The sequence below is a fragment of the Sulfurimonas sp. HSL-1656 genome (assembly GCF_039645585.1).
GTDB classification, from domain to species: domain Bacteria; phylum Campylobacterota; class Campylobacteria; order Campylobacterales; family Sulfurimonadaceae; genus Thiomicrolovo; species Thiomicrolovo subterrani.
In genome coordinates this window covers 533,352-556,068 of record NZ_CP147915.1, presented here as the reverse complement: position 1 = coordinate 556,068, position 22,717 = coordinate 533,352, and the positions used below count along the sequence as shown (strand labels likewise).

24 protein-coding genes are annotated in these 22,717 nt (G+C 60.1%); 13 read left to right on the top strand and 11 right to left on the bottom strand.

All coding sequences use genetic code 11. The features are described 5' to 3' along the window. Positions 1-6: 6 nt before the first annotated feature. Positions 7-294 (bottom strand): hypothetical protein, encoded by a 288-nt coding sequence (locus tag WCX49_RS02805; RefSeq protein WP_345986060.1) that lies wholly within the window; start codon positions 292-294, stop codon positions 7-9. Between the two features lie 105 nt (positions 295-399). Here WCX49_RS02805 and WCX49_RS02800 point away from each other — a divergent pair, with 105 nt between their 5' ends. Then, the gene (locus WCX49_RS02800) at positions 400-2,223 is read left to right on the top strand and encodes a DNA polymerase III subunit gamma/tau (RefSeq protein ID WP_345986059.1); all 1,824 of its coding nucleotides are present in this window, start codon (positions 400-402) and stop codon (positions 2,221-2,223) included. A 12-nt stretch (positions 2,224-2,235) separates the two neighbouring features. Here the strand turns inward: WCX49_RS02800 and WCX49_RS02795 are convergent, their stop codons facing one another. Next, complete coding sequence (locus WCX49_RS02795) at positions 2,236-2,379, bottom strand: hypothetical protein (RefSeq protein ID WP_345986058.1); 144 nt, start codon at positions 2,377-2,379, stop codon at positions 2,236-2,238. A gap of 85 nt (positions 2,380-2,464) precedes the next feature. Here WCX49_RS02795 and WCX49_RS02790 point away from each other — a divergent pair, with 85 nt between their 5' ends. The 4 genes from WCX49_RS02790 to WCX49_RS02775 all read left to right on the top strand — a co-directional run bounded on the left by WCX49_RS02790 (position 2,465) and on the right by WCX49_RS02775 (position 6,415). Next, positions 2,465-3,979, top strand: a complete 1,515-nt coding sequence (locus WCX49_RS02790) for a DUF4080 domain-containing protein (RefSeq protein ID WP_345986057.1) — start codon at positions 2,465-2,467, stop codon at positions 3,977-3,979. A 178-nt stretch (positions 3,980-4,157) separates the two neighbouring features. Then, positions 4,158-4,499 carry a Spy/CpxP family protein refolding chaperone gene (locus tag WCX49_RS02785; protein WP_345986056.1) on the top strand — a complete coding sequence of 114 codons (342 nt, stop codon included), beginning with the start codon at positions 4,158-4,160 and terminating at the stop codon, positions 4,497-4,499. A gap of 3 nt (positions 4,500-4,502) precedes the next feature. Next, the gene (locus tag WCX49_RS02780) at positions 4,503-5,168 is read left to right on the top strand and encodes a response regulator transcription factor (protein WP_345986055.1); all 666 of its coding nucleotides are present in this window, start codon (positions 4,503-4,505) and stop codon (positions 5,166-5,168) included. A 2-nt stretch (positions 5,169-5,170) separates the two neighbouring features. Beyond that, a complete protein-coding gene (locus WCX49_RS02775) occupies positions 5,171-6,415 on the top strand; it encodes an ArsS family sensor histidine kinase (protein ID WP_345986054.1) in 1,245 nt (414 codons plus the stop codon). Between the two features lie 4 nt (positions 6,416-6,419). On the opposite strand, the gene WCX49_RS02770 is transcribed toward WCX49_RS02775, so the two are convergent. Genes WCX49_RS02770 through WCX49_RS02755 form a run of 4 tightly spaced genes read right to left on the bottom strand, consistent with a single transcriptional unit; the run spans position 6,420 to position 10,031 of the window. Then, complete coding sequence (locus tag WCX49_RS02770) at positions 6,420-6,875, bottom strand: CBS domain-containing protein (protein WP_345986052.1); 456 nt, start codon at positions 6,873-6,875, stop codon at positions 6,420-6,422. After that, positions 6,872-8,083, bottom strand: a complete 1,212-nt coding sequence (locus tag WCX49_RS02765) for a cation:proton antiporter (protein WP_345986051.1) — start codon at positions 8,081-8,083, stop codon at positions 6,872-6,874. The genes WCX49_RS02770 and WCX49_RS02765 overlap by 4 nt, the downstream gene beginning before the upstream one ends. A 7-nt stretch (positions 8,084-8,090) precedes the next feature. Beyond that, on the bottom strand, positions 8,091-9,425 hold the full coding sequence (locus WCX49_RS02760; RefSeq protein WP_345986050.1) for a sodium:alanine symporter family protein: 1,335 nt from the start codon (positions 9,423-9,425) through the stop codon (positions 8,091-8,093). Between the two features lie 36 nt (positions 9,426-9,461). Beyond that, complete coding sequence (locus tag WCX49_RS02755; protein WP_345986049.1) at positions 9,462-10,031, bottom strand: hypothetical protein; 570 nt, start codon at positions 10,029-10,031, stop codon at positions 9,462-9,464. A 102-nt stretch (positions 10,032-10,133) separates the two neighbouring features. Between WCX49_RS02755 and WCX49_RS02750 the strand changes: the two genes are divergently transcribed. After that, positions 10,134-10,424, top strand: a complete 291-nt coding sequence (locus tag WCX49_RS02750; protein WP_345986048.1) for a hypothetical protein — start codon at positions 10,134-10,136, stop codon at positions 10,422-10,424. Here the strand turns inward: WCX49_RS02750 and WCX49_RS02745 are convergent. Beyond that, entirely contained in the window at positions 10,407-11,060 is a 654-nt protein-coding gene (locus WCX49_RS02745) for a 3-methyladenine DNA glycosylase (protein ID WP_345986047.1), read from the bottom strand. The genes WCX49_RS02750 and WCX49_RS02745 overlap by 18 nt on opposite strands. A 232-nt stretch (positions 11,061-11,292) precedes the next feature. On the opposite strand from WCX49_RS02745, the gene WCX49_RS02740 reads away from it, so the two are divergent. Next, positions 11,293-12,786 carry an ATP-binding cassette domain-containing protein gene (locus tag WCX49_RS02740; protein WP_345986046.1) on the top strand — a complete coding sequence of 498 codons (1,494 nt, stop codon included), beginning with the start codon at positions 11,293-11,295 and terminating at the stop codon, positions 12,784-12,786. Positions 12,787-12,822: 36 nt separating this feature from the next. Here the strand turns inward: WCX49_RS02740 and WCX49_RS02735 are convergent, their stop codons facing one another. Together WCX49_RS02735 and WCX49_RS02730 are read right to left on the bottom strand one after the other, a co-directional pair. Beyond that, entirely contained in the window at positions 12,823-15,168 is a 2,346-nt protein-coding gene (locus tag WCX49_RS02735; protein WP_345986045.1) for a hypothetical protein, read from the bottom strand. A 129-nt stretch (positions 15,169-15,297) separates the two neighbouring features. Beyond that, a complete protein-coding gene (locus WCX49_RS02730) occupies positions 15,298-16,185 on the bottom strand; it encodes an AraC family transcriptional regulator (protein WP_345986044.1) in 888 nt (295 codons plus the stop codon). Positions 16,186-16,337: 152 nt separating this feature from the next. On the opposite strand from WCX49_RS02730, the gene WCX49_RS02725 reads away from it, so the two are divergent. From WCX49_RS02725 to WCX49_RS02705, 5 genes are read left to right on the top strand one after another with little or no spacing between them, the layout of a single operon-like run. After that, a complete protein-coding gene (locus WCX49_RS02725; protein ID WP_345986043.1) occupies positions 16,338-17,501 on the top strand; it encodes an NAD(P)-dependent alcohol dehydrogenase in 1,164 nt (387 codons plus the stop codon). A gap of 12 nt (positions 17,502-17,513) precedes the next feature. Continuing rightward, positions 17,514-18,242 (top strand): SDR family NAD(P)-dependent oxidoreductase, encoded by a 729-nt coding sequence (locus WCX49_RS02720; RefSeq protein WP_345986042.1) that lies wholly within the window; start codon positions 17,514-17,516, stop codon positions 18,240-18,242. Between the two features lie 25 nt (positions 18,243-18,267). After that, positions 18,268-18,708, top strand: a complete 441-nt coding sequence (locus WCX49_RS02715) for a cupin domain-containing protein (protein ID WP_345986041.1) — start codon at positions 18,268-18,270, stop codon at positions 18,706-18,708. A gap of 3 nt (positions 18,709-18,711) precedes the next feature. Continuing rightward, complete coding sequence (locus WCX49_RS02710) at positions 18,712-19,224, top strand: cupin domain-containing protein (protein ID WP_345986040.1); 513 nt, start codon at positions 18,712-18,714, stop codon at positions 19,222-19,224. A 9-nt stretch (positions 19,225-19,233) separates the two neighbouring features. Next, complete coding sequence (locus WCX49_RS02705) at positions 19,234-19,965, top strand: carboxymuconolactone decarboxylase family protein (RefSeq protein ID WP_345986039.1); 732 nt, start codon at positions 19,234-19,236, stop codon at positions 19,963-19,965. Positions 19,966-19,977: 12 nt separating this feature from the next. Here the strand turns inward: WCX49_RS02705 and WCX49_RS02700 are convergent, their stop codons facing one another. Next, the gene (locus tag WCX49_RS02700) at positions 19,978-20,694 is read right to left on the bottom strand and encodes a glutamine amidotransferase (RefSeq protein WP_345986038.1); all 717 of its coding nucleotides are present in this window, start codon (positions 20,692-20,694) and stop codon (positions 19,978-19,980) included. Between the two features lie 110 nt (positions 20,695-20,804). Continuing rightward, positions 20,805-21,689, bottom strand: coding sequence for a helix-turn-helix domain-containing protein (locus WCX49_RS02695; protein WP_345986037.1), 885 nt, complete (start codon positions 21,687-21,689; stop codon positions 20,805-20,807). Positions 21,690-21,903: 214 nt separating this feature from the next. On the opposite strand from WCX49_RS02695, the gene WCX49_RS02690 reads away from it, so the two are divergent. Further along, positions 21,904-22,647, top strand: a complete 744-nt coding sequence (locus WCX49_RS02690; RefSeq protein ID WP_345986036.1) for an SDR family oxidoreductase — start codon at positions 21,904-21,906, stop codon at positions 22,645-22,647. Positions 22,648-22,717: the final 70 nt, after the last annotated feature.

The window sequence follows — 22,717 nt, the reverse complement described above, 5'->3', positions numbered from 1 at the left end:
AGCCCCTTACATCGGTGCGTCGTAATCGCAGCCGCATCGGGGACAGTGCGACGGCACGTTCGAGAGGAAAAGATTCGTTTCTTTCACGATCGCCGTGTAGACCGACTGCTTGCAGCAGGGGCATTTGAAACGGTGATAGCCTGTACGGCTGACAATGACAAAAGCGATCACCACCCCCACCGCTACGGGCACGGATTGTATCCATACGATCGTCACCAGACCGGCGATGATCAGGCCGAACATCAATGCCAGCTGCCCGTTAAGTTTCTTCTGTAAAAAGGCTCTGCGCGTCATCACTCCTCCGAAATGTTTAATGCATTGTAGCCAATGTCAAAACTCACCCAGAACTAATCGACACTGTGTTAAACTCAAACCCAATTATGCAACAAAGGAATCCGTTTGAACGAGCGCTCGCAAGTCCTGGCACTGAAGTACCGTCCCCGCCGTTTTGAAGACCTCATCGGGCAGGAGACGATCGCACAGACGCTCTCCCTGGCACTGGACTCGAAGCGCCTCTCGCACGCCTACCTTTTCTCCGGCCTGCGCGGTTCGGGCAAGACCTCGACGGCGCGGATCTTCGCCAAGGCGCTGATGTGTGAAAACGGGCCGACCTCGCACCCCTGCGAACAGTGCGAACACTGCGTCTCCGCCAACGAGGGACGCCATATGGACATCATCGAGATGGACGCCGCCTCCAGCCGCAAGATCGACGATATCCGCGACCTCATCGAGCACACCAAATACCAGCCGGCCAGCGCGAAGTTCAAGATCTTCATCATCGACGAAGTGCACATGCTCACCAAGGAGGCCTTCAACGCCCTGCTCAAGACCCTGGAAGAGCCCCCGCCCTTCGTCAAGTTCATCCTCGCGACGACCGACCCGCTGAAACTGCCCGCGACTATTCTCAGCCGGACCCAGCACTTCCGTTTCAAGAAGATCTCGAACCAGGACGTCAGCGCGCACCTGCGACACATTCTCAACCTCGAGAACATCACCTACGAACCCGACGCCCTGCAGATCCTTGCCCGCAGCGGTTCGGGAAGCCTGCGCGACACCCTGACCCTGCTCGACCAGGCCATCATCTACTCCAAGCACCACGTCGACGTCTCCACCGTCACGGAGATGCTGGGCCTCATCGACCCGCAGTTTTTCGAGTCGCTCTTCGGCGTCATCTTTTCCAAGGACCGCGCACGGCTTGTCGACACGCTCCGGGAACTGGAGGCCTACGAGGCGGAGATGGTCGTCGACGAACTGACCTCCTGGCTCAAAGAGCGCCTCTACGACCATGACGACGCCCGTTTCTCCCCGCTGCTGCTGGAACGTTTCTTCCGCATCCTCAGCGAAGCGAAGTCCCTCTTCGCCATCAACGCCGAGGGAAGCTTCGTCCTGGGGCTGATCTTCTTCAAGATGATCGAGGCGCTGAAGGTCAAAGAGATCGACCAGATGATCGAATCCCTCGAGGCCCAGGTCGGCCGCCCCGACAGCGTCGCTTACGCCCACGCGGCACCTGCCATCCCCGCTGCTACTACTGCCCCGGCGGCCCCCACCGCTAGCGCAGCGCCTGTCACAGGAAGCGAAAGCGCACCGGAAGCAGCAGCTGCTCCCGAACCGGAACCTGTCGTTGCGCCGGCACCCGACCCCGCGCTCGCGAAGTTCGAAGCGCTCTGTGAACGCATCGATGACCGCAGCGCGGATCTCGGCAAATGTTTCCGCGAACAGATCACCTTCATCGCCTACGGCGACGACACCCTCACCTGGGAGAGCTGCGCCGACGACGACTGCCGCACCAAGCTCAAGCACGGTTTCCCGGTGATCAAACAGCTGGTACGGGAGGTGTTCGGGTTCGAGACGAAGATCAAGCACAACCCCTGCTCGAAACCGGCGGAGGAAGCTGCCCCAAAGCCTGAACCGGTTTCCGGACCGGTAAACGAAGCTCCGATGCCCGAAACCGGTTTTGGTTCAGAGAACAGCGTGTCTGCGGTAGAAGAGATGGAAGAGCGCCCCGCCTATATGGAGAGCTACAGTGCTGTAGAAGAGGCGCCCCAGAGCGCCTCCATGACCGAAGAGGTCGAAACGGGTTCGGGCAGCTGCGTCACGGGGAACTGCGAGCCGGACCTGAGCACCCGGGAGATCGACGGCAATGCCATTCTCGACGAACCGATGATCCAGAAAGCGACCGAGCTCTTCGAAGCGACGAAGATCACGATCCAGAATAAAGTATAGGTCGCCGGCAGCTTAGTGCTGCTCAGTCACCTTGTGTCCGAACTGTTTGACGTCGTTGACGATACTGTTTGTCGTGTCGTTGACCTGTTTGCCCGAACAGCCGCCGAACAGAGCGAGGACCAGCAGGGCTGCGAAGACCATTCCCATCACGCGCATACCATCTCCTTTTTTTTCGTTTGATTATAGCCGCGCCCCCGTTAGAATCAGCTTTCCGCGCTCTGCGACGCGCTACAATGCCGTTATGCATACCATCGTTCTCGCCACCTTCAACGCTCGCTACAGCCACGCCTCCCTCGCGCTGCGCTATCTCTATGCCAACCTGCGCGAACTGCGCCCCCAGAGCGTCATCCGCGAATTCGTCATCAACGAGAACATCCAGCAGATCGCCGAGCGTATCCTTGCGGAAGCACCGAAGATCGTCGGGGTCAGCACCTACATCTGGAATGCCGGCGACGTCGCGGAGCTGATCGGCATCCTCAAGAAGGTCTCCCCGGGAACCGTCATCGTCCTGGGCGGCCCGGAGGCATCGCACCTCCCCCACCGTGTCGATTTCTCACACGCCGACTATATCATCAGCGGCGAAGGGGAGATCGCCTTCTACGAGCTCTGCCGCGACCTGCTCGCAGGTGTAGAACGGAACGAAAGGATGATCAAGGCCCCGATGGTCGACCTCTCCGCCATCACCCTCCCCTACGACGACTACGACAGCAACGACATCGAAAACCGCTACGTCTACCTGGAGACGTCGCGGGGCTGCCCCTACCTCTGCGAATTCTGCCTCTCGGCCATCGACGACAAGATGCGCTACTTCGACATCGATGTCATGACCGCGGAGTTCGAGAAGCTGTGGCAGCGCGGGGTGCGCAGCTTCAAGTTCATCGACCGCACCTTCAACCTCAAACTCGCCTTTGCCAACAGGATCCTCGACTTCTTCCTTGCCAAGAATGAACCGTATTTCCTGCACTTCGAAGTGATCCCCGACCACTTCCCCGAAGCGCTGCGCGGCCGCATCGCGCGGTTTGCCCCGGCCGCCCTGCAGCTCGAAGTCGGCATCCAGACCCTCAACCCCGAGATCGCCGACAATATCCACCGCCCCCTGCGCCTCGCGAAAATCGAGGAGAACCTCCGTTTCCTCGAGGAACATACCCGCGCCCACCTCCACCTCGACCTTATCGTCGGCCTCCCCGGCGAGACGCTGGAGAGCTTCGCCCGCGGGCTCGACACCCTCGTCTCCTGGAGCAGCGGGGAGATCCAGATCGGCATCCTCAAAAAGCTCTCCGGCACGACGATGGCCCGCCACGACGACCCCTTCGGCATGATCTACGCCGACACCCCGCCTTACGACGTCCTCAAGACGGCCCATGTCACCTTCGAGGAGATCCAGCAGATGAAGCGCTTCGCCCGCTACTGGGACATCCTCTACAACAGCGGCAACTTTACGCGCAGCGTCGCCCTGCTCTGGCCCGAGGGAAAAGTCTTTGACGGCTTCCGGGATTTCAGCGCCTGGGTCTACGGTGAGACCGCGGCAACCTGGAAGATCGCCCAGGAGCGGATGGCCCGCCTCCTCTTCGACTACCTCGTCGACGTCAGACAGTGCGACAAAGCGCACGTCGGCCGAGCCATGGCCGCGGATTTCGCCAAAGGCCACGGCAAGCGCCTCCCGCCTTTTCTGCGCACTTATGCCGCAGAGGAGAACAGCGACGGGGAGGCCGCAAAGGGAAGCGCATCGACAAAACGGCAATCGATGCGGGCCTGATCCGCCTACTACCTACTACCTACTACCTACTACTTAGCACTTAGCACTTAGCACTTAGCACACTTTACCCGTTTACACCGGTTTACACCCCGTTGCGCCACCGCTTACATTGACGTCCTATCATGGTAAACGTAAAGAGGATGTTTCCTCTTGAAAAATCTCCTTCAAAGGACAGACCATGAAACGGACACTTCTCATCGGAGCGCTGCTCGCAGCCGCCGGCACTGCCGCTTTCGCGGGACCGCACGGCGACAGCCGCATGCTTCTCAACTCCCTTGACCTCACAACGGCGCAGAAAGCCCAGCTCAAGACCATCCGCATAGAGGCGCGCAACGAACGGTTCAAACTGATGGACCAGATGGACGACCTGCGCGACAAAACGAACGACCGCATCCTCGCCGTCCTCACCGACGACCAGAAGAAAGCCTACATCGCCGCGCGCAGCGACCGTATGAAACAGCGTATGGATAAACGGTGCGATCGTGATAAAATGCCTATGAAGAGACCAAAATACGACTAGGCAATGGCAAAAATCCTGTTAATCGAAGATGACACCGAGATCACCACACTGCTCGAACGCTACCTCGGGCAGTATGGGATGGAGGTCGTCTCCTACACCCATCCCGAAAGCGCCCTGAGCTCGCTGGGCATCGAATCCTACGATGCCGCGCTGCTCGACCTGACCCTGCCGCAGATCGACGGGCTCGAGGTGTGCCGGCGTCTTCGCGAACGCAGCGACATCCCCATCATCATCTCCTCCGCCCGGCACGATCTCAGCGACAAGGTCATCGCCCTTGAATACGGGGCGGACGATTACCTCCCCAAGCCCTACGAACCGCGCGAGCTCGTCGCCCGCATCCAGAGCCACCTGCGGCGCTACGCGGGCACCGTCACCCGTCAATCCTCCCGTTTTTCGGTCGATACCGCGCGCATGCGCATCGACAAAGAGGGCGAACCCCTCTCGCTCACCGTCGCCGAGTATGAACTCCTTGCCCTCCTCATCAAACACAAAGGCGAAGTCGTCTCCCGCGACTTCATCGCCAATAACGTCGACGCCATCGGCTGGGAGAGCACGGAACGCAGCATTGACGTGCTCATCGGCCGCATCCGCCGCAAGATCGAGACGGACCCCAAACACCCCGCCTTCATCCACTCCGTCCGCGGCGTCGGCTACAAGTTTACGGAGTGACCATGCCCCGCCGCAGCTCCATCTTTTTCAAACTCAACCTCTTCTTCCTGCTCGCACTGGTCACACTGGCGCTGCTATTCGCCCTGTTCCACGTCACCGCGTCGCATATGGAAACACGCCGGGAGGTCCTGCGGGGGATGGAACTGGCACGTCTGCTGCACCACCTCCGCAGTACGGATCGTGCCGAACGCACTTCCGCGCTCGCGGAGGCGCAGTTTGCGCTGCTCACCCCCGACGCCCTGCCCAAAAACGCCAGGGAACTACAGCCGCCCCGTAACGCGGACGACCATGACGCGCGGGAACACCGGGAGCGACCGCCGCTGCGTCTCTACGAGGCAGACGGGAGCTACTACTTCCGTTCCACGCTCCGGCGCGATCCCTTCCTTGTCAAAGATGAACGGCCCGCCGAAAACTTCGGCGGCCTGCAGCTGATCTTCGTGTTCCTGCTGGCGGGGCTCGTCACCCTCTATGTCCTGCTTCGCCGCAGCCTCCTGCCGCTGCGCGATCTGCATACCCAGATCCGCCGTTTCGGCCGCGGCGACCTCGATATCGACACCTCCAGCACGCGCCGTGACGAGATTGCGGCGATCGCCAACGAGTTCAATGATGCCCTGGAACAGCTCCGGCAGCTGCGCGCGTCACGCCAGCTCTTTCTGCGCAACGTCATGCATGAGCTGAAAACCCCGCTGACCAAGGGCAAACTCTCCCTGGCGATGATGGAAGAAAACGAACAGACCGCTTACCTCAACCGCCTCTTCAGCCGCATGGACGACCTGATCAACGGCGTCGCCCAGATCGAAAAGCTCCAGAGCGTCGGGCTTGACCGCACGCCGCAAAAGGCCGCTGCCCTGCTCGAAACGGCTGTGAACCAGCTCTACCTCTCCGCGGAGCGGCGCCAGGCACTGCGTATCACCGCCGACCCGGATGTCAGCATCGACGCCGATGCCCCGCTCTTCGTCAGCGCGCTTTGCAACCTCCTCGACAACGCGCTGAAATACAGCAGCGAACTTCCTGTTACCGTCACCGCCGACCGCGAGGGGATCTGCATCGCCAACAAGGGCGCACCGCTGGACGTGCCTTTGGACACAATCATGCAGCCCTTCTCCAGCGCCAACCCGGCCGGCGGGCTCGGCCTCGGTCTCTCCATCACCGACACCGTCATGCAGGCCCACGGTTTCACTTTGGACTACGACTACCGCGAAGGGACGCACCGCTTCTGCATCCGCTTCGCTCCTTCAGCCGCCTGACGCTTCACTCCTCCGCCAGGGAGGCTTCCAGCAGTGCGATCAGGTTCAGCGCCCCGATAACACGGTAGGAGCCATCCACCACCGGGAGGACTTTGTAGACCTTCCGGCTCAGCATCTTCTGCCGAACGTCCTCCAGCGGTTCCTCCAGGCTGCAGCAGACCACTTCCGTCTCCATGATGTCCGCGGCGTTCTCCGCCGTCAGATAGTGGAGGATATCGGTGGCGGGCGAAAAGCCGTTCTGCGGGGCGATCCCCTCGTGCATGACATGGCGCGCCAGGGCACCCAGGGAGACGACTCCCGCCAGCGCACCGTCGTCGTCGACGACGAAAACCGCCCGCTCCTCCCCATGCCGTAGCATCGTGCCCAGGATCTCCCGCAGCGTCGCTTCTTTGCGTACCGTCACGGCACCGTACGGGGCATTAGAGCGTTCCAGGAACATTCCCACAGTCACTGTTTTCATCGTTTCTCCTCCACTTCGCCTGCGCGTACCAGCATCCGCTTCAGCAGCAGCGGGCCGACCAGTTCATTCACCACCGTGGCGGCAATAACCGTATTGAGCACCGTCGTCCCGATGGCGCCGAACTCGGGGTGGTGGTAAAGGATCAGCGCGAGCCCCAGCGCCACCCCCGCCTGCGGCATCAGCGCCGGACCGATGTGCATCCGCACCGCTTCGGGTGCCCCCGACAGGCGCGCACCGACCCGGCTCCCCGCAACCTTCCCCATCAGGCGGAGCCCCACGTAGAGCAGCGCGACCGGCCACACCTGCGCCATCACCTCCAGCTCCATCGTCGCCCCGGAAATGAGGAAAAAGAGCACGAAGATCATCTCTTCGAAATGGTGCCTGATGGTCAGGAAGAGCGCATCGCTCCGGGCGCTGCTGTTGACCAGCGTCATCCCGTACGCCATGGCGGCGAGCAGGCCGTCGAAGCCGAACGTGTCCATGCTGCCGTAGAGCAGCAGCAACACTGCCGCCGACGAGATCACCAGGGCGCTCTCAGAGGCGACATAGCGCAGGTGCAGCGCCTGCAGCCACCCCGCGGCGATACCGCAGGCCAGCGAAACGGCGATACCGACAAAAGGGGAGATCAGGGAGACGAAGAGCGGTGCGTCGGTCAACCCCATCAGGGTCGAAGCGATGCCGAGCACCACCGAAAAGTTAATGAGCGCCACCGCGTCATCCGTCGCCACGACCCCCAGGATGGTGAGCGTCAGCGGCCCGCGGGCACGGAACTGGTGGATCACCGCCAACACGGCGGCCGGGGCCGTCGCGGCGCTGATAGCCCCGAGGAAAAGCGCCGTGATCAGCACGACATCCTCCCCCTTCCCGGGGAGCAGAAAGGTCAGGCCGAAAACCATACCGGCCCAAACGGTCAGAAAGGCCAGTTCCGACTCCCCCAGCATGATCGCGATGATGCTCTTTTCCAGCTTCCGGATCTTGTCAAGCTTCAACGAGCCGCCGATCATAAAGGCTATTACCGCCAGTGCGAAATGGACGATCTCGCGGCTCCCCTCCATGAAGGAGACCGGGAGGATTCCGCTGACGGAGGGGCTGAGCAGCAGCCCGGTCAGCAGGTACCCCGTCACCTTCGGCAGACGGAAGCGTTCACTGAGCAGACCGGCAGCGTACCCGACCCCAAAGAGCAACCCGATCCAGAAGAGCGTCTGCATTGAGACCCTACTCCGTTTTACTTCCGCCGAAATAGCGCTCGGTCTCGCCCACGATCACCTTGTGCAGCAGCAGAAGGCCGATCAGGTTCGGGATGATCATCAGCCCGTTGAAGAGGTCGGAGATGTTCCAGACCAGCTCCAGCTTCAGTACCGCCCCGACAAAGATCATCAGGACGAAGACGATGCGGTAGTAGCGGATGTGCCCCTCACCGAAAAGGTACTCGATCGCCTTTTCGCCGTAGTAGCCCCAGCCGATCAGCGTCGAGTAGGCAAAGAGCACCGTCGCCGCCGTCACGATCACCGTCCCGGCAACGCCCAGGAAGTGGGTGAAGCTCACCATCGTCAGCTCCCCTGCCGCCACCCCTTCGTGCCACTGCGGCGCCATCAGGATGACCAGGGCCGTCATCGTACAGACGACCAGCGTGTCGATGAAGGTCTGCGTCATGCTGACCAGCGCCTGGCGCGTCGGCGAATCCGTTTTGGCCGCCGCCGCGGCAATGGGCGCGGAACCGAGGCCCGATTCGTTCGAGAAGACGCCCCGTGCGACCCCGTACCTTATTGCCGCCGCCACCGTCGCCCCGACGAAGCCGCCCCCTGCGGCGATCGGCGTGACGGCATGGGTAAAGATGAGCCCGAACGCCCCCGGCACCTTGTCAAGGTTCAGCACGATGATGGCGAGCGCCCCCAGCACGTACCCGGCGATCATAAAGGGGACGAGGACGCTCGTAAAGCGGGCGATGGACTTGATGCCGCCGAGGATGACGACCCCCGAAAGAATGGTCAGGACAATCCCGGTCACCCAGGTGGGAAGCGCAAACTGGCCCTGCAGCGCCGATGCCACGGCGTTTGACTGCACCATGTTGCCGATACCGAAAGCCGCCACCGCCGTAAACACGGCGAAGGCCGCGCCCAGCCACGGCAGCCCGGCGCCCTCGGAGATGTAGTACATCGGCCCGCCCTTCATGCCGTTGCTCCCTTTGACCCGGTACTTTACCGCCAGGACCGCTTCGGAATACTTCGTCGCCATCCCGATAAGCCCGATGACCCACATCCAGAAGACGGCGCCGGGACCCCCCAGTGCGATGGCCGTCGCCACCCCGACGATGTTCCCGATGCCTACTGTCGCGGCCAGGGCCGTCATCAGCGCGGCGAAGTGGGAGATGTCCCCCTCGCACTCGTCGTTGCGGTGCCAGATCAGTTTGAAGGCGTGGCCCAGCGCACGGAACTGGAGCCCCCGCAGCCTGACGGTCAGGAACAGCCCCGTACCGACCAGCAGTATGAGGACCGGCGCCCCCCAGATAAAACCCGCCGCCGCCGCGACCGCCTGTTCAAACCACTCCATCAAACCTCCTGATTACACCTTGAAATAGTCTCACACTTATGCCTTGCTGCGGAACTGGACCTCCGCCGCCTCCAGCCGTTCGTAGCGCCGTACCCGTCTGCGGTGGGGGCGCCACTCCAGCAGCACGAGGGCCACCCCTTCCCAGAGCGACACCCAGGCCGCCACGGTCAGCCCCTCGGCGAAGACCTCCCCGACGACGGAGGGGCTTTCGCCAATCCACTGCCGTACCCAGACGGCCAGGAACATGATGGCCACGCCGACGGCAAAAAGCATCCCCGCTTTGCGCAGCATCTCCGCCGTCGTCTCCCGCTCCAGCTCGGCCATGTACTGGAAAAACGTGCCGATGCTGCTGCGGATGCGGGCGTACTTCTCTTTAGCTTCCTGCTCTGCGAAAGTAAAACGGATGACCAGCGGTGTCCCCGGCAGCTCTTTGGCAGACGACGTCAGGTAGTCCGTCAGTTCCTGGTCGAGGTCCCGGCGCAGGTAGTCGGCATGCTTGTCGAAATAGTTGTAAAGCGCTTCGGGCCGCTCTGCCGCCACATCGATGATATACCGACCCTGCGCATCACGTTCATAGCGTCCGAGGTAGCTTTTACGGTTTCCCATGCATCCGACCTTGGCAGATTTTGCACTATCATAGCGCATTTCCGGCCCCGGTTCGCTTCGCCCCCTTTGACAAACGCTTTGTGATTGGGCTAAAGTTATAGCATGTTGGATGATCCCGTTACCAGGGCCGCTATGGTCGTCTTCGTCACCGTCTTCTTCGCCACGCTGATCGCGATCGCCGTGATGTACCTGCTCATCCGCGCCGGGGAGAAGGGGCCGCCGAAGCCGCCGCACAAAGGGCAGATGTGGCTGGCGGGGATTATCGGTATCGGCATCCCGATGCTGATGCTCGCCTACGCCCTGCTCTTCTCCCCCTCGGCCCGGCTTACCCCGCATCAGCTCCACCAGCAGCAGATCGAAAAAGCACAGGGCGGTTCACAGCAGGGGCGCTAACGCCCCCACGTCCACCGCTTTCCCCTTCTTGTACCGCTTGACGTACTCGACGATCATCCCGTGGAAAAGGGCGTAGATTGAGTGAAGCTCCTGCGTCTCAAATCGTCCCTCCAGCCCCTCGACACACCACGCCTGCAGGTCGTCGTAGCTCTCGTGCTCGAAGCCGAAGGCCCGCGTGAGCCTGGATGTGTAGGCGTCCACGACCATCGCGTCGCGCCCGCAGGCGTAGCAGAGGATGGAGTCCGCCGTCTCCGGGCCAATCCCCTTCTGCTCCAGCAGCCACTCCCTGCTGACCTCATCGCGGAAGGTCTCAAAGTCGCCGTAGGCTTCCAGCAGCGCCGCAGAGAGGGCCTGCAACACCTTTGCCTTGTTCTTGAAAAGCCCGCTGGGGCGGATCAGCTCCATCAACTCGCCGGGATCGGCGTCTGCAAGCGCTTCGGCGCTGAGCGCCCCCGCCGTATCCAGGTTGGCAAGCGACTGCTCCACCCGCGTCCACTGGCTGTTCTGCGTCAAAACCGCCCCGACAACGACGGCAAAAGTACCGTACTCCGGCCACCACATCGGCGGTTTCCCTTCGAGCAGGTTCAATGATTCCAGGGCGCTGTAAAGGGCATTTGCATCGGGCAGTTCCGGCATATCACTCCTCCCTTTGATGTCTGATGGTCGCATTATACGGCATCCCGCTCTGCACCGAACGGGCAGCCTGCGCCTGGACAAAGCTCAGACCGGTAGTATATAATGTCACCACTGTCTACAAGGAGCGTACCAATGAACATTATTCTGAACTAAACGATTATCAGGATAATTTCACTCATCGCTTTCCATCCTTGATAATCGATCCGTCCATCAGATGATTACAAGGATATTCATGACCCGACCTCTCCAGATAGAACACCTCACTTTCAAATACCCCGGCAGTTACGAGCCGCTTTTTGAAAACCTGACCCTGCAGTTTTATGAAGGCTGGAGCGGTATCGTCGGCCCAAACGGCAGCGGCAAGACGACGCTGGCACAACTGATCTGCGGCCGACTGCATCCTGCGAACGGGACCATAAGGCACAACCGCGACGCCATCTACTGCGACCAGCGCACCGACCGGGTACCGGAGGCGTTTGCCGCCTTTATGGAAGCCTTCGACGGTGACGCGGTACGGCTGCGCGACGCTTTAAAGATCGAGCCCGCCTGGCAATGGCGCTGGGAACAGCTCAGCCACGGGGAGCGCAAACGTGCCCAGATCGCCGCGGCACTCTACAAAAACCCGCCCCTCCTCGTCCTGGACGAACCGACCAATCACCTCGACGAAGCCTCCAAAACGCTGCTGACCACCGCCCTGCAGCGCTACCGGGGTATCGGGATACTGATCAGCCACGACCGGGAGCTGCTTGACGGTTTGTGCCGCCACACCCTTTTCCTGGGAGCGGGCGCACCCGACCTGCGCCACACCCCCTACTCCGTCGCCAAAACGGAGCGGGCGAAAGAAGCGGCCTTTCAACGCGAAGAGCACGAACGGCACAGCAAAACCGTCAAAAAACTCAAGCGCCAGGTACAGGCACAGCGTCAAAAAGCGGACCGCTCCGACGCCCGGGTCTCCAAGCGGCATGTAAACCCCAAAGACATCGATACCAAGAAGAAGCTGGAACTGGCGGTTTTTACGGGGAAGGATGCGACCGACGGGAAGATACTGGAGCGTTATAAGAGCCGCCTCGCGCGGGCCGAAGCGGAACGGGGGACGGTCGCGCGCGTCTTCGAGAAAGGGATTGTCCTGGAAGCGGGACGCTACCGAAAGCTCTTTCCCGTCACCGTCGAAGCCGTTACACTCGACCTAAACGACCGGCGGCGGCTGAAGGTGCCGAGACTGCGGATCGATGCGGGAGAAAAAATCGGCATCACCGGCCCAAACGGGAGCGGCAAAAGCAGTTTTCTGCGCCACCTCCTTGCGACGCAGACATGGTACGACGAGGTGCTCTACATCCCCCAGGAGGTCGGTGCATCGGCATCACGACAACTGATGCAGGAGGTTTCCGGGCTGGACGCCGTGCGCAAGGGAGAAGTGATGGGCCTGATCACCCGCTTGGGAAGCGATCCGGGGCTGCTGCTGCAGAGCACGATCCCCAGTCCGGGCGAGGTGCGCAAACTAATGCTGGCGCTGGGCATGGAGAAGAAGCCGGGGCTTATCATCATGGACGAACCCACCAACCACCTGGACCTCGAAGCGATCGAACTGCTCGAAGCCGCCCTGACCGCCTATGAAGGGGCCCTGCTCCTCGTCAGTCACGACCGTCCGTTTCTGGCGCAGACCGTCACCACGCGGTGGCACTTTGTAGAGCAGGGAGCAGAAGTCCTGATCACCGAAGCACCCTGAAAAAGGAAAAAACAGCGGGGGCCGCAGCCCCGGCGATTACTTCCAGCTCTCCTCGACGATCTGTTTCGAACGTTTGTAGGGGTAGCGCTCCAGCAGTTCGTGGATGGGCAGGAGCATGTCGAAGTTCTTCTGGCGCATGAAGTGCATCAGGGTGACCGACGCCCAGTAGTCGTGCTCGTACTCCGTGCCCGCAAGTGACGTCGGGACGCCCTCTTTGTTGACCGTATGGCAGGCGCTGCAGGTGACCGGGCCGGCGTATTCGCCGTCGGGGCTGTACTGCATGGCCTGGTCGTGGGTCGTCTGGTCGATGCTGCGCGTCCCGTCGAAGCGGGTCGGGTAGAGGCCGTGCGTCGACTCGTGGCAGCTCTGGCAGGAGAGCTTGCCGTGCCCTTTCGAGTGGCGGTAGAGAGCGTACTTCTTGTTCTGGTCCATCGGGAAGTAGTCCCCGCCCTCGTCCTCGACGAAAGGCGCCGCGTGACAGTCGGCGCAGTGCGGTTCGCCCGACGCCAGCCACCAGTCGGAGCCGCCGCTGACGGCATCGTAACCGACCGCTTTGCCTTTCGGGTCGTCCCACTCGCCGAGAATAGGACTGCCGTCTTTTTTCGTCCCTTTCACCGTGGAGAGCACCGCGCCCTCATGCTCCGTATAGTAGGCCTCCGTCTCCGCGACTTTCGGGTCGGCCATCGCCGCGAACTTCTTCATGCTGCCGCCGGCCAGTGCTGAGACGACCGTTTTGAGGTCGCGGTTGCGCAGGGTCTTGCCCGACTGGTACTTGGGGTCCTTGATGGCGTCATAGGCGTAGAGCTCCCGCGACAACGCATTGTGGCAGTGCGTACAGTAGAGCCCGCGCATCTTCTCGACCTTTTTGCCCTTTTCATCCTTCATGCTGACCTCTTCAAGGTAGTAGCGGCCGACACTGTTGAGGAAGAACGGCGGTTTGACATCGGGGTTCGTGTGGGCGTCGCGGCCGTTGTAGCAGCCGCCCCCGGCGATGCGGAGGTCCTTGTTCTTGACCATGTTGCGGCCGTAGGCGTCCGTGAGGCGGAAGAGCATGTCGGCATCGTTCATGCTCTTGTCCTGTCCGTGGGTCGGGTGGCAGACCTGGCAGTTCGCCGGGCGGTCGGCGCCGTCGGGCACCGGGGCCGCTTTCATGTGGAAGCCGTGGACCGCCTCGGCCAGCGGCTTCGCATGGACAGCCTTGTAGCTCGTCACCCCGTCACGCGGCGTCTTGAGGTTTCCGGAGATGTTGTCGCCGTGGCAGTCGGTACAGTTGACGGAGCTGACGGTCCCCAGGCGGAAGTTCGGCGTGTCGGTCTTGTAGTCGCGCAGGAAGTCCGTGCCGTGGTGCTTGTCGTGCAGGGCGAGGATGTTGATGAGCCCCTCGGCCAGCCGCGCCATGTACTCGGTCACGTCGGGATGGTAGTCGATCCAGTAGTCGTACTCGGTGTCGCTCTGCCAGACCCCCTCTTCGCGGGACTTGACGGCGGCGACGCCCTGGCGGGAGTGGCAGACCTGGCAGTTGGGAATGTCGATGGGGTTGGTGCCCATAAACTCGTAGACCCTCTTCTCGTCATCGAGAATCGCTTTGCCGTGCTTGTCGTGAACGCGCACTTTGGAGACCTGGTAGGGCTGGAAGGTGCGGTCGTCGACGCCGCGGATGGTCCCTTTGCGCTCCGTGTCCGTAAAGGCCGTCAGCGGCAGCCCCAGGGCGTCCCAGGTGTACTCGGCGCTGAGCTTGAGTTTCACGTCCTGCAGCTCGGGGATGAGCGTCTCGGTCATGACGACGTTGTCGCCGTGCTCGTCGGCAAAGTCGAGGTAGCCGCCGTACAGCGGTTTGTTCGTCGGGCCGTGGTCGGTCTTGATGGGCATGTCGAGGCCGAGGTACTTGCGGTCCGCCTTGGTCGCGCCCTTGGGAATCGTCCCCAGGCTGTCCTCGTAGATGTAGAGGTGCTTCCAGACGTAGTTGGGGAGGTTGTCGTTGTTGTCGTCGGTGCGGCCGTTGCCGTTGACGTCTTTCTTGACGCCCCAGTAGCGCATCTTGTTCCCCTCGGAGTAGCTGTTGTCATCCACGAAGTAGTAGAGCTGGATCTCGTTGTCCTTGCGGATGAAATAGGGAGACTTGCCATCCTTGCCGGTGATGACCCCCTGCGCCTGGATGCTGTTGTAGGGCGGGATGATGCAGCAGTAGCTCTCGTCGAACCCGGCGCAGTGCATGCCGAGCTCGTAGTTGATGAAGACGTTGTATTTGTTGAAGGGGTTGAAGGCGTCAACCTTTTTGCCCTGTTGTTCGATCGTGGTCGGTATCAGTCTGTCCTGCGCGAACGGGGGCTGGGCGTTGTAGGCCAGCACCGCCGTGCCGAGCAGGAGTGCAGCGGTCATCATTCGAAACATTCTATATCACTCCGACGGAAATTTTAAACGATTCTACCGCAGATCTATCACAGAGTTATTATAATTTTTTCTTTTTTGTAAAGTTCAACTTTACGTTTTGGGACGAAAAAAGGGGGAATTTTATAAACGGGTGTCCGCCTTGGGCGGCAGCCCGAACATCCTGGCGTACTCCCGGCTGAACTGCGACGGGCTTTCGTAGCCCACTTCGAACGCGACCTCCGCCGCTTCGACGTCCCGCGACATCAGCAGCTGGCGCGCTTCCTGGAGGCGGAGGCTCTTCTGGAACTGCAGCGGGCTCATCCCCGTAATCTTCTTGAAATTCGCGTAGAGGGAGGACTCGCTCATACCGACATGGTGTGCCAGCTCTCTGACCTGCAGCGCCTCGCGGAACTCGTCCTTGATCTTCGTAATCGCCTTGACGACCCGCTGGGTCGCACTCCCGTCCATGACGTACTGCCGGATAAAGTCGCCGCCCTCGTCGCGCATGATGTTATAGAGGATCTCCTTGGTAATGAGGGGTGCCATGACCGGGATGTCCTCGGGGGTGTCGAGAAGCCGTACCAGCCGGGTAACCGGGTCGAGGAGGCGCGGCTGCAACTCCCCGAAATAGAGCCCCCTTCTGGGAGCCTTCGACGGGTTTGTCGACCGCCCCACCTCTTTGAGCACGTCGAAGATCTGCTCCATGCTAAAGGTAATGGTCAAACCCATATAGGGGCGATCTTCCGATGCCTCGGTGATGCGGACCTGCGCGGGCATATGGACGGAGGCTAGCAGGTACATATCGGGATCGTAAGGGATAAGCTCTCCGTCCACGCCCACCTCTTTGGCCCCCTGTGCGATGACACAGATGGAGGGTTCATAGACGGTCGCCAGCATGTTCGTCGGCGTAGTGCTGTAGTAAAAGGAGAGCGCATCGACAGGGGTAGATATGGCGTTTTCGCCCCGGAATGCCGCCCCGATCCGGTCTTTGATCTCATCGCGGTAACGGTCAAGCTGCTCAGTGGACATGGTCACTCCTTATTTGGGCCATTATACAACTTTTGGAGAAATAGGCAATCAATAGAAAGGATCGTTCTATCCCAGGTTAGGAAATTGCTATACAATAAACTTATACAGTCGCTGCGTTTGGCAGCCAACCAATCCCATGCAAGGAGCCGCGGATGGAACACAAAACGAACGATCAGTCCAGAAGGGACTTTATCAAGAAATCGGCAGTGCTGGGAGCCGGTCTGGTTTTTATCGACCCAGCCACACTCTTCGCAGATGAAAAAGGAAAAACGATGAACGGAAACATCAAAACAAAAGGGTATGCGGTATTCGACACCAGCGGTGTGTTCAAGCCGTGGGAGTTCGAACGCCGTCCCGTCGGAGACAACGATGTCCTTATCGACATCAAGTACGCTTCGATCTGCCACTCGGACATCCACCAGATGAAAGGGCACTGGGGACCGCAGCAGTACCCGCAGGTCCCGGGGCATGAGATCGTCGGTATCGTCGCCGCCGTCGGCAAAAACGTCACCGGGTTCAAAGTCGGCGACAGGGCCGGTGTGGGCTGTATGGTCGACGGCTGTACGACGTGCGAAAACGAAGAGCAGTATCAGCCCGACACCCTCTTCACCTACGGCTATCCCGACAAAAGAGAGCCGACAGGCATTTCTCAGGGCGGTTACTCGAAAAGCATCGTCGTCAGGGATCACTATGTGGTGCACATTCCCGAGAGCCTCGACTTCAAAGTCGCGGCACCGCTTCTGTGCGCAGGGATCACGACCTATTCGCCCCTGATGAAGTTCGATCTCAAAAAAGGGGACAAGGTCGGCGTGGCCGGTATCGGCGGTCTGGGGCATATGGCGATCAAGATCGCTGTTTCCAAAGGGGCGGAGGTCTATGCCTTTACGACAACGGCAGACAAAGTGGAAGATATCAAAGGGTTCGGCGCCAAAGAGGTGATCGTCGTAGACGATACGCAAAAGCTCTATGAACATGCAGGTAAGCTGGATTATATGGTCTGTACGATCCCTTATCAGTTTGATGTAGCTCCCTATGTCGCTACGGTCAAACCAAAAGGTTTCTTTACCTATGTAGGTATGCCGGAACGATTTGAGATACTCTTGAATAATCTCGGCCTGGCAGCAAGCAGGGTCAATTTCAACGCGTCGCTTATCGGGGGGATGAAAGAGACACAGGAAGTGGTGGATTACTGTGCTGAACATAAGATCTATCCGCAAATCGAGATGATTACAGCCGAAGAGATCACCGAGGCATGGAAAAAAGTTGTAAACAAAGAGGCGAGATACAGATACGTTATCGACTCAGCAACCATTTGATCCGGTAGCGAAATGGCAAAAATATTCATCACCGGGTCGTCCGACGGCCTGGGATTGATCGCGGCACGGATGCTGGTCGAAGCGGGACACGTTGTCGTCCTGCATGCGCGCAATGCCGAACGGGCGGAAGATGCGAAGCGGCTGCTTCCGAAAGCCAAAGCTATACTGATTGCTGACCTTTACGACATGGAAGCGACCAAACGTCTGGCCGAGGAGGTCAACGCGCTGGGGCGGTTCGATGCCGTCATCCACAATGCGGGCGTCTACCAGGCGCCGAAGCCCGCGATCTTTGCGGTCAACGTGCTTGCCCCCTACATCCTGACGGCGCTGATCGAGCCACCGAAACGGCTTGTTTACATCGGTTCCAACATGCACACCCACGGCAGCGTAGACATACATGCTCTCTCGCCGGAGACGGGTGTCACCTACTCTGACTCCAAGCTGCTGGTATTGATGCTCGCCAAAGCCGTGGCGCGCCGATGGCCGGGTATCCACGCCAACACCGTCGACCCCGGGTGGGTCCCCACCAAGATGGGCGGCAAAGGCGCGCCGGACGACCTGCAGGAGGGGGCGAAGACCCAGGTATGGCTCGCCTCGGGCGGAGATGCCGCCGTCAGCGGCCGATACCTTTTCCATATGAAAGAGGCGTCTTATGACTCAAAAGCCGATGACGAGCCTGCGCAGGAGGTGCTGCTCGCACGATGCGAAGCGATCAGCGGCATCCGCTTTCCGGCGGGTTGAACCGCGCTGTAAAGGAGCAGACACTATGAAATACACGGATAAAAAGCAATTCGACAAGGCCAATATGTTCGGAACGGGCGTGCCCAATGAGATGTATGCGAAATACTTCATCGGCGACTCTTTCCTGAACCTCGCGATCAACCCCGAAGGCTCCCCCGCCTTCGTCGCCAACGTAACCTTCGAGCCGGGATGCCGCAACAACTGGCACATCCACCACGCCGCAACCGGTGGCGGGCAGCTGTTGATCTGCACCGCGGGCGAAGGGTGGTACCAGAAAGAGGGGGAAGATGCCGTCAGCCTACAGGAGGGCTCCGTCGTCTATATCCCGACGGAAGTCAAACACTGGCACGGCGCCAAGGCCGACAGCTGGTTCAGCCACATCTCCGTCGAGATCCCGGGGACGGAAACGAGCAACGAGTGGCTGGAGCCTGTAGACGATGCGTACTACCGCACCCTGAAAGGATAAGCGATGATTTCGGTACAGACGTTTTCCCTGATGCTTTTGGCAGGCGGTCTGCTCATGGCGGCTCCGGTTCAGGCCGAAGAGGCGTCGGCAAATACGACGCAGCGGATCTCCCCCGTCGACACAAGACCATCCCTCGTCGTCAACAAGTCCGCTTTCAAACAATACTTCAGCGGGGGAGAGGTCCGCATCGATTTTCTCTATCCGGCGACAGATGACAACATGCAGTCCGCTGCCTATGTCACCTTTGAGCCGGGTGCAAGAACGCACTGGCATACCCACCCGGCGGGTCAGCATATGATCGTCACGTCGGGCGTCGGCTACACGCAGACCTGGAAGGGGGAACGCCGTACGCTTAGAGTCGGCGATGTCGTCTGGTGCCCTGTCGGGGTCAAGCATTGGCACGGGGCATCGGAAAAGATCGCCATGACGCACCTGGTCATCACGGGTAGCGATAAAAACGGCAAGAATGTCGAGTGGCTCGAACCGGTCACCGATGAGCAATATGCCGGAAAATAAGGAGCAGCCATGCGAACCGGAATGATCACTTTTCTGTTTTCCCTCTTCAGCGTTACCTGCAGTTTCGCGGCAGATATGGGTGGACCTAAAGAAGTCGAAGCCCTCACGGCGAAAGAACAGGCCATGATCCCCATCGCCGCGTTGACGGCAGCAGGCGATATGGAGCGTCTCAAACCCGCGCTGGAGAAAGGGCTCGACGCGGGCCTCAGCGTCAACGAGATCAAAGAGATCCTTATCCAGCTCTACGCCTACTGCGGATTCCCGCGCAGCCTCAACGGCATCAACGCGTTTATGGAGGTCATGAAGGCCCGCGAGGCCGAGGGGATCAAGGACACCGTCGGCAAAGCGGCTTCGCCGCTGCCAAAGGGTATGGACAGGAATGCATACGGCGCAGAGGTACGCCGTAAGCTGATGGGCGTTACGGAGGAGCCACCCGCTGCGGGCTACCAGCTCTTTACCCCGGTGATGGACACCTACCTCAAAGCGCACCTCTTTGCGGACATCTTCGCCCGGGACGTTCTGGACCACCGGAGCAGGGAACTGGTCACCGTCTCGGCACTGGCCGCCATGCCCGGCACGGAGGGGCAGCTAAGGTTCCATCTGGGTGCGGCGATGAATGCGGGATTGAGTGCCGATCAGATGAGAGCGTTCGTCACCGTGCTTGAGGCAAAAGTAGGAGCGCGCGAAGCCAACGTCGCCCGGCAACTGCTCCGCGACCTGCTCACAGCGGGCGACGGCTGAAAAAAGGCCGCTTTACCCTTCGCAGACGAGCTTCTCGAACCGCTTCAGGATCGCCGTCGCTTCGGCGGTTTCCCGCGCCGCTTCCAGCAGTGCCGCCCGCTTCTCCTCCCCTAATGGCTCGGATTTGGACACCTCATCGATATAGGAGCGCATCACGGCCCTGTCGAACTCGGGGTGGAACTGCACACCCCAGGCACTCGGCCCCATCCTGAAGGCGTGGTTCTCATCATGGGCGTTGAACGCAAGCCTCACGGCGCCTTCGGGCAGGGTGACAACCGTCTGGGAGTGGATGGTATGGGCGTCGAAACGCTGCGGCAGTTCGCAAAAGAGCCGGTCGTCCCGGGCGCTGTCGGTCAGTTCGACGGCGACCGTGCCTATCTCCATCCCGCTGCGGTGGTAGCCCGAGACGCCGCCCAGGGCCTTGGCCAGGAGCTGGTGCCCGTAGCAGATCGCAAGCATCGGGATGCCCCGCGCCACTGCTTCCGCCAGCCACGCCGCCGTCTGACGGCTCCAGGCCTCATCGTCGGTAACCATGGAGTGCGACCCGGTGACGATCACGCCGTCACACTGTTCCAGGTCCGGCAGGGCGTCACCTCCCTGCACGTTCACCGTAAAGGGGCGCGATTGCGGCAGCTCCAGCTTGGCGACGATCCAGTCTTCAAAATCATTGTACGCGCTTCTGGTCGTCCCGAACGTCGATCCCGTTTTGATGATGCAGATCTGTTTCACGGCCCCTCTTTTTTTGCGCTATTGTAATCGATGGCCTGAGGGGTTGCAGCCCGGTACGCGCCCAAAATTTATGCAATCATCTCCCCGTTTCCGCACAACATATACGGAGGCTACACGGCATTGTCTATACGGTACTGCTTCGGGCTTTTGCCGACTTTCTGTTTGAAGAACTTGGTGAACTGGGAGGCGTCATGAAAATTGAGCGCCGCGGCGATGCTGCCGACCGTCCTGTCGGTATAGACCAGCAGGTACTCGGCCTCCTTGACGATGCGTTTATGGATGTAGTGCAGCGCGCTCTTCCCCAGGTTTGCCTTGACCGTTTCGCTGAGGTACTTCGGCGTCAGGTCGAGCAACGATGCATAGTCATCGACACGCTTCATGGTCTTGAAGTGCTCTTCGAGCAAAGAGAGGAAGCGGCTGCAGATGACGTCGCTTCGCGTCCTGGGCACATCGCTCTTCAGTTTCAGCTTCTCCCGTTTCATGATCAGCAAAATCAGGTCCAGCAGGTGCTTGGCATAAAGGCCGCTGTCGATGTCGGACTTTTTGAGCTCGCGCTCGATCTCTTCAAAGATCTCTTTGACCCTGCCGAACAGCACCGGTTCCAGGTCGACGCTTTCGAGGTGTTTGTCATGAAAGGCCAGCAGCGACGGCTCTTCGGGGAAATCCTTCTCAAAGAGGATCACATAATACCGCGTCGTGTCAAAGGTATCTTTGAACGAATGAATCGAACCCGGCGGCAGCAGGTGCAGGGAGTGCGCGTTGATGGTGTACTCGAACTGGTTCACGTAACGGATCGAGCCTCCCGCCAGGCAGAACACCATCGTGTAAAAATCGCACCGTACGGGCACCCCCTCCTTGCGCTGGGAGTTGCTCTGGAGGATGACGATGTCGGCGGGCCGGAAATCGTCCGCGAGGACGTTCATGCCGAATGCGGGGGCTTCGAGGTGGACTTGCCTGTAGCGGTCCAGCGCCTGGGACATGCTCAACAGTTCCATAATAAATCCTGATCATTTCGCTAGGGAGTCATTTTAACGATTATACGTGCTTTTGTCCATTAGACAGTCAAAATATAGCGTTTATATTAAGTATTTAAGCTCATTAATTTTTTAAATAAGAAAAATTGACAATAAATAGGAATTTTTACTCTTACACGGAAACAGGCCCACTGCTACAATAGTACCCAACAACCCAATTATGAAAGGACCTGAAATGTCTAAGAAAAATGTTCTGATCACCGGCGGTGCCAGAGGCATCGGTGCGGCCACGGCCAAAGCCCTCGCCGGCGACGGCCACCGCGTGTTCATCAACTACGTCAACAGCACCCAGGTCGCCAATGACCTGGCCTCGGCCATCAACGGTGCCGGCGGCGAAGCGTATGCCATCCAGGCGGATGTCCGGGACGAAGCGAGCATCAAAGCGATGTTCGACACCATCAAACGCGACCACGGCGGCGTCGACATCCTCGTCTCCAACGCCAACATGAACTTTACGCAAAAGCCCTTCATGGAGCAGAGCTGGGAGGAATTTTCCCAGAAGCTCAACGACGAGATGCGCGCCTCCTACCTCTGTGCCCGGTACGCCGCGGCCTCGATGGTGGAGAAGAAGTTCGGCCGTCTGATCTTTATCTCCAGCACCCTCTCCGAGAGTCCGGCACCCTCTTTCATCGCCCACGGTTCCGCCAAGGGCGCGCTGGACACCTTCAGCAAGTACCTTGCGCAGGAGCTGGGTGCGCACGGCATCACCTCCAACATCGTCGCACCGGGCCTGGTGCTGACCGATGCGACCGAAGGGGCCCCGGAGGCGTTCAAGGAGTTCATCCGCTCCATGACGCCGACGCAGACGATCTCCAGACCCGAAGACGTCGCGAACGCCGTCAGCTTCCTCGCCAAAGAGGAGAGCGCCCAGGTGACGGGGGCCTACCTCTCCGTCAGCGGCGGGGCGTATATGTCCTAACCCACATTTGTAGTATCGGGCAATCCTGTGCCGGTATCGTGCTACCCCTTTACCGGGGTGGACTGCTAAA

What these genes read in the sequence shown, in the direction of transcription:
- WCX49_RS02805 (WP_345986060.1), bottom strand. Translation starts at nt 294, where the DNA reads ATGACGCGCAGAGCCTTTTTACAGAAGAAACTTAACGGGCAGCTGGCA.
- WCX49_RS02795 (WP_345986058.1), bottom strand. Translation starts at nt 2,379, where the DNA reads ATGCGCGTGATGGGAATGGTCTTCGCAGCCCTGCTGGTCCTCGCTCTG.
- WCX49_RS02790 (WP_345986057.1), top strand. Translation starts at nt 2,465, where the DNA reads ATGCATACCATCGTTCTCGCCACCTTCAACGCTCGCTACAGCCACGCC.
- WCX49_RS02785 (WP_345986056.1), top strand. Translation starts at nt 4,158, where the DNA reads ATGAAACGGACACTTCTCATCGGAGCGCTGCTCGCAGCCGCCGGCACT.
- WCX49_RS02780 (WP_345986055.1), top strand. Translation starts at nt 4,503, where the DNA reads ATGGCAAAAATCCTGTTAATCGAAGATGACACCGAGATCACCACACTG.
- WCX49_RS02775 (WP_345986054.1), top strand. Translation starts at nt 5,171, where the DNA reads ATGCCCCGCCGCAGCTCCATCTTTTTCAAACTCAACCTCTTCTTCCTG.
- WCX49_RS02770 (WP_345986052.1), bottom strand. Translation starts at nt 6,875, where the DNA reads ATGAAAACAGTGACTGTGGGAATGTTCCTGGAACGCTCTAATGCCCCG.
- WCX49_RS02765 (WP_345986051.1), bottom strand. Translation starts at nt 8,083, where the DNA reads ATGCAGACGCTCTTCTGGATCGGGTTGCTCTTTGGGGTCGGGTACGCT.
- WCX49_RS02760 (WP_345986050.1), bottom strand. Translation starts at nt 9,425, where the DNA reads ATGGAGTGGTTTGAACAGGCGGTCGCGGCGGCGGCGGGTTTTATCTGG.
- WCX49_RS02755 (WP_345986049.1), bottom strand. Translation starts at nt 10,031, where the DNA reads ATGGGAAACCGTAAAAGCTACCTCGGACGCTATGAACGTGATGCGCAG.
- WCX49_RS02750 (WP_345986048.1), top strand. Translation starts at nt 10,134, where the DNA reads ATGTTGGATGATCCCGTTACCAGGGCCGCTATGGTCGTCTTCGTCACC.
- WCX49_RS02745 (WP_345986047.1), bottom strand. Translation starts at nt 11,060, where the DNA reads ATGCCGGAACTGCCCGATGCAAATGCCCTTTACAGCGCCCTGGAATCA.
- WCX49_RS02740 (WP_345986046.1), top strand. Translation starts at nt 11,293, where the DNA reads ATGACCCGACCTCTCCAGATAGAACACCTCACTTTCAAATACCCCGGC.
- WCX49_RS02735 (WP_345986045.1), bottom strand. Translation starts at nt 15,168, where the DNA reads ATGATGACCGCTGCACTCCTGCTCGGCACGGCGGTGCTGGCCTACAAC.
- WCX49_RS02730 (WP_345986044.1), bottom strand. Translation starts at nt 16,185, where the DNA reads ATGTCCACTGAGCAGCTTGACCGTTACCGCGATGAGATCAAAGACCGG.
- WCX49_RS02725 (WP_345986043.1), top strand. Translation starts at nt 16,338, where the DNA reads ATGGAACACAAAACGAACGATCAGTCCAGAAGGGACTTTATCAAGAAA.
- WCX49_RS02720 (WP_345986042.1), top strand. Translation starts at nt 17,514, where the DNA reads ATGGCAAAAATATTCATCACCGGGTCGTCCGACGGCCTGGGATTGATC.
- WCX49_RS02715 (WP_345986041.1), top strand. Translation starts at nt 18,268, where the DNA reads ATGAAATACACGGATAAAAAGCAATTCGACAAGGCCAATATGTTCGGA.
- WCX49_RS02710 (WP_345986040.1), top strand. Translation starts at nt 18,712, where the DNA reads ATGATTTCGGTACAGACGTTTTCCCTGATGCTTTTGGCAGGCGGTCTG.
- WCX49_RS02705 (WP_345986039.1), top strand. Translation starts at nt 19,234, where the DNA reads ATGCGAACCGGAATGATCACTTTTCTGTTTTCCCTCTTCAGCGTTACC.
- WCX49_RS02695 (WP_345986037.1), bottom strand. Translation starts at nt 21,689, where the DNA reads ATGGAACTGTTGAGCATGTCCCAGGCGCTGGACCGCTACAGGCAAGTC.
- WCX49_RS02690 (WP_345986036.1), top strand. Translation starts at nt 21,904, where the DNA reads ATGTCTAAGAAAAATGTTCTGATCACCGGCGGTGCCAGAGGCATCGGT.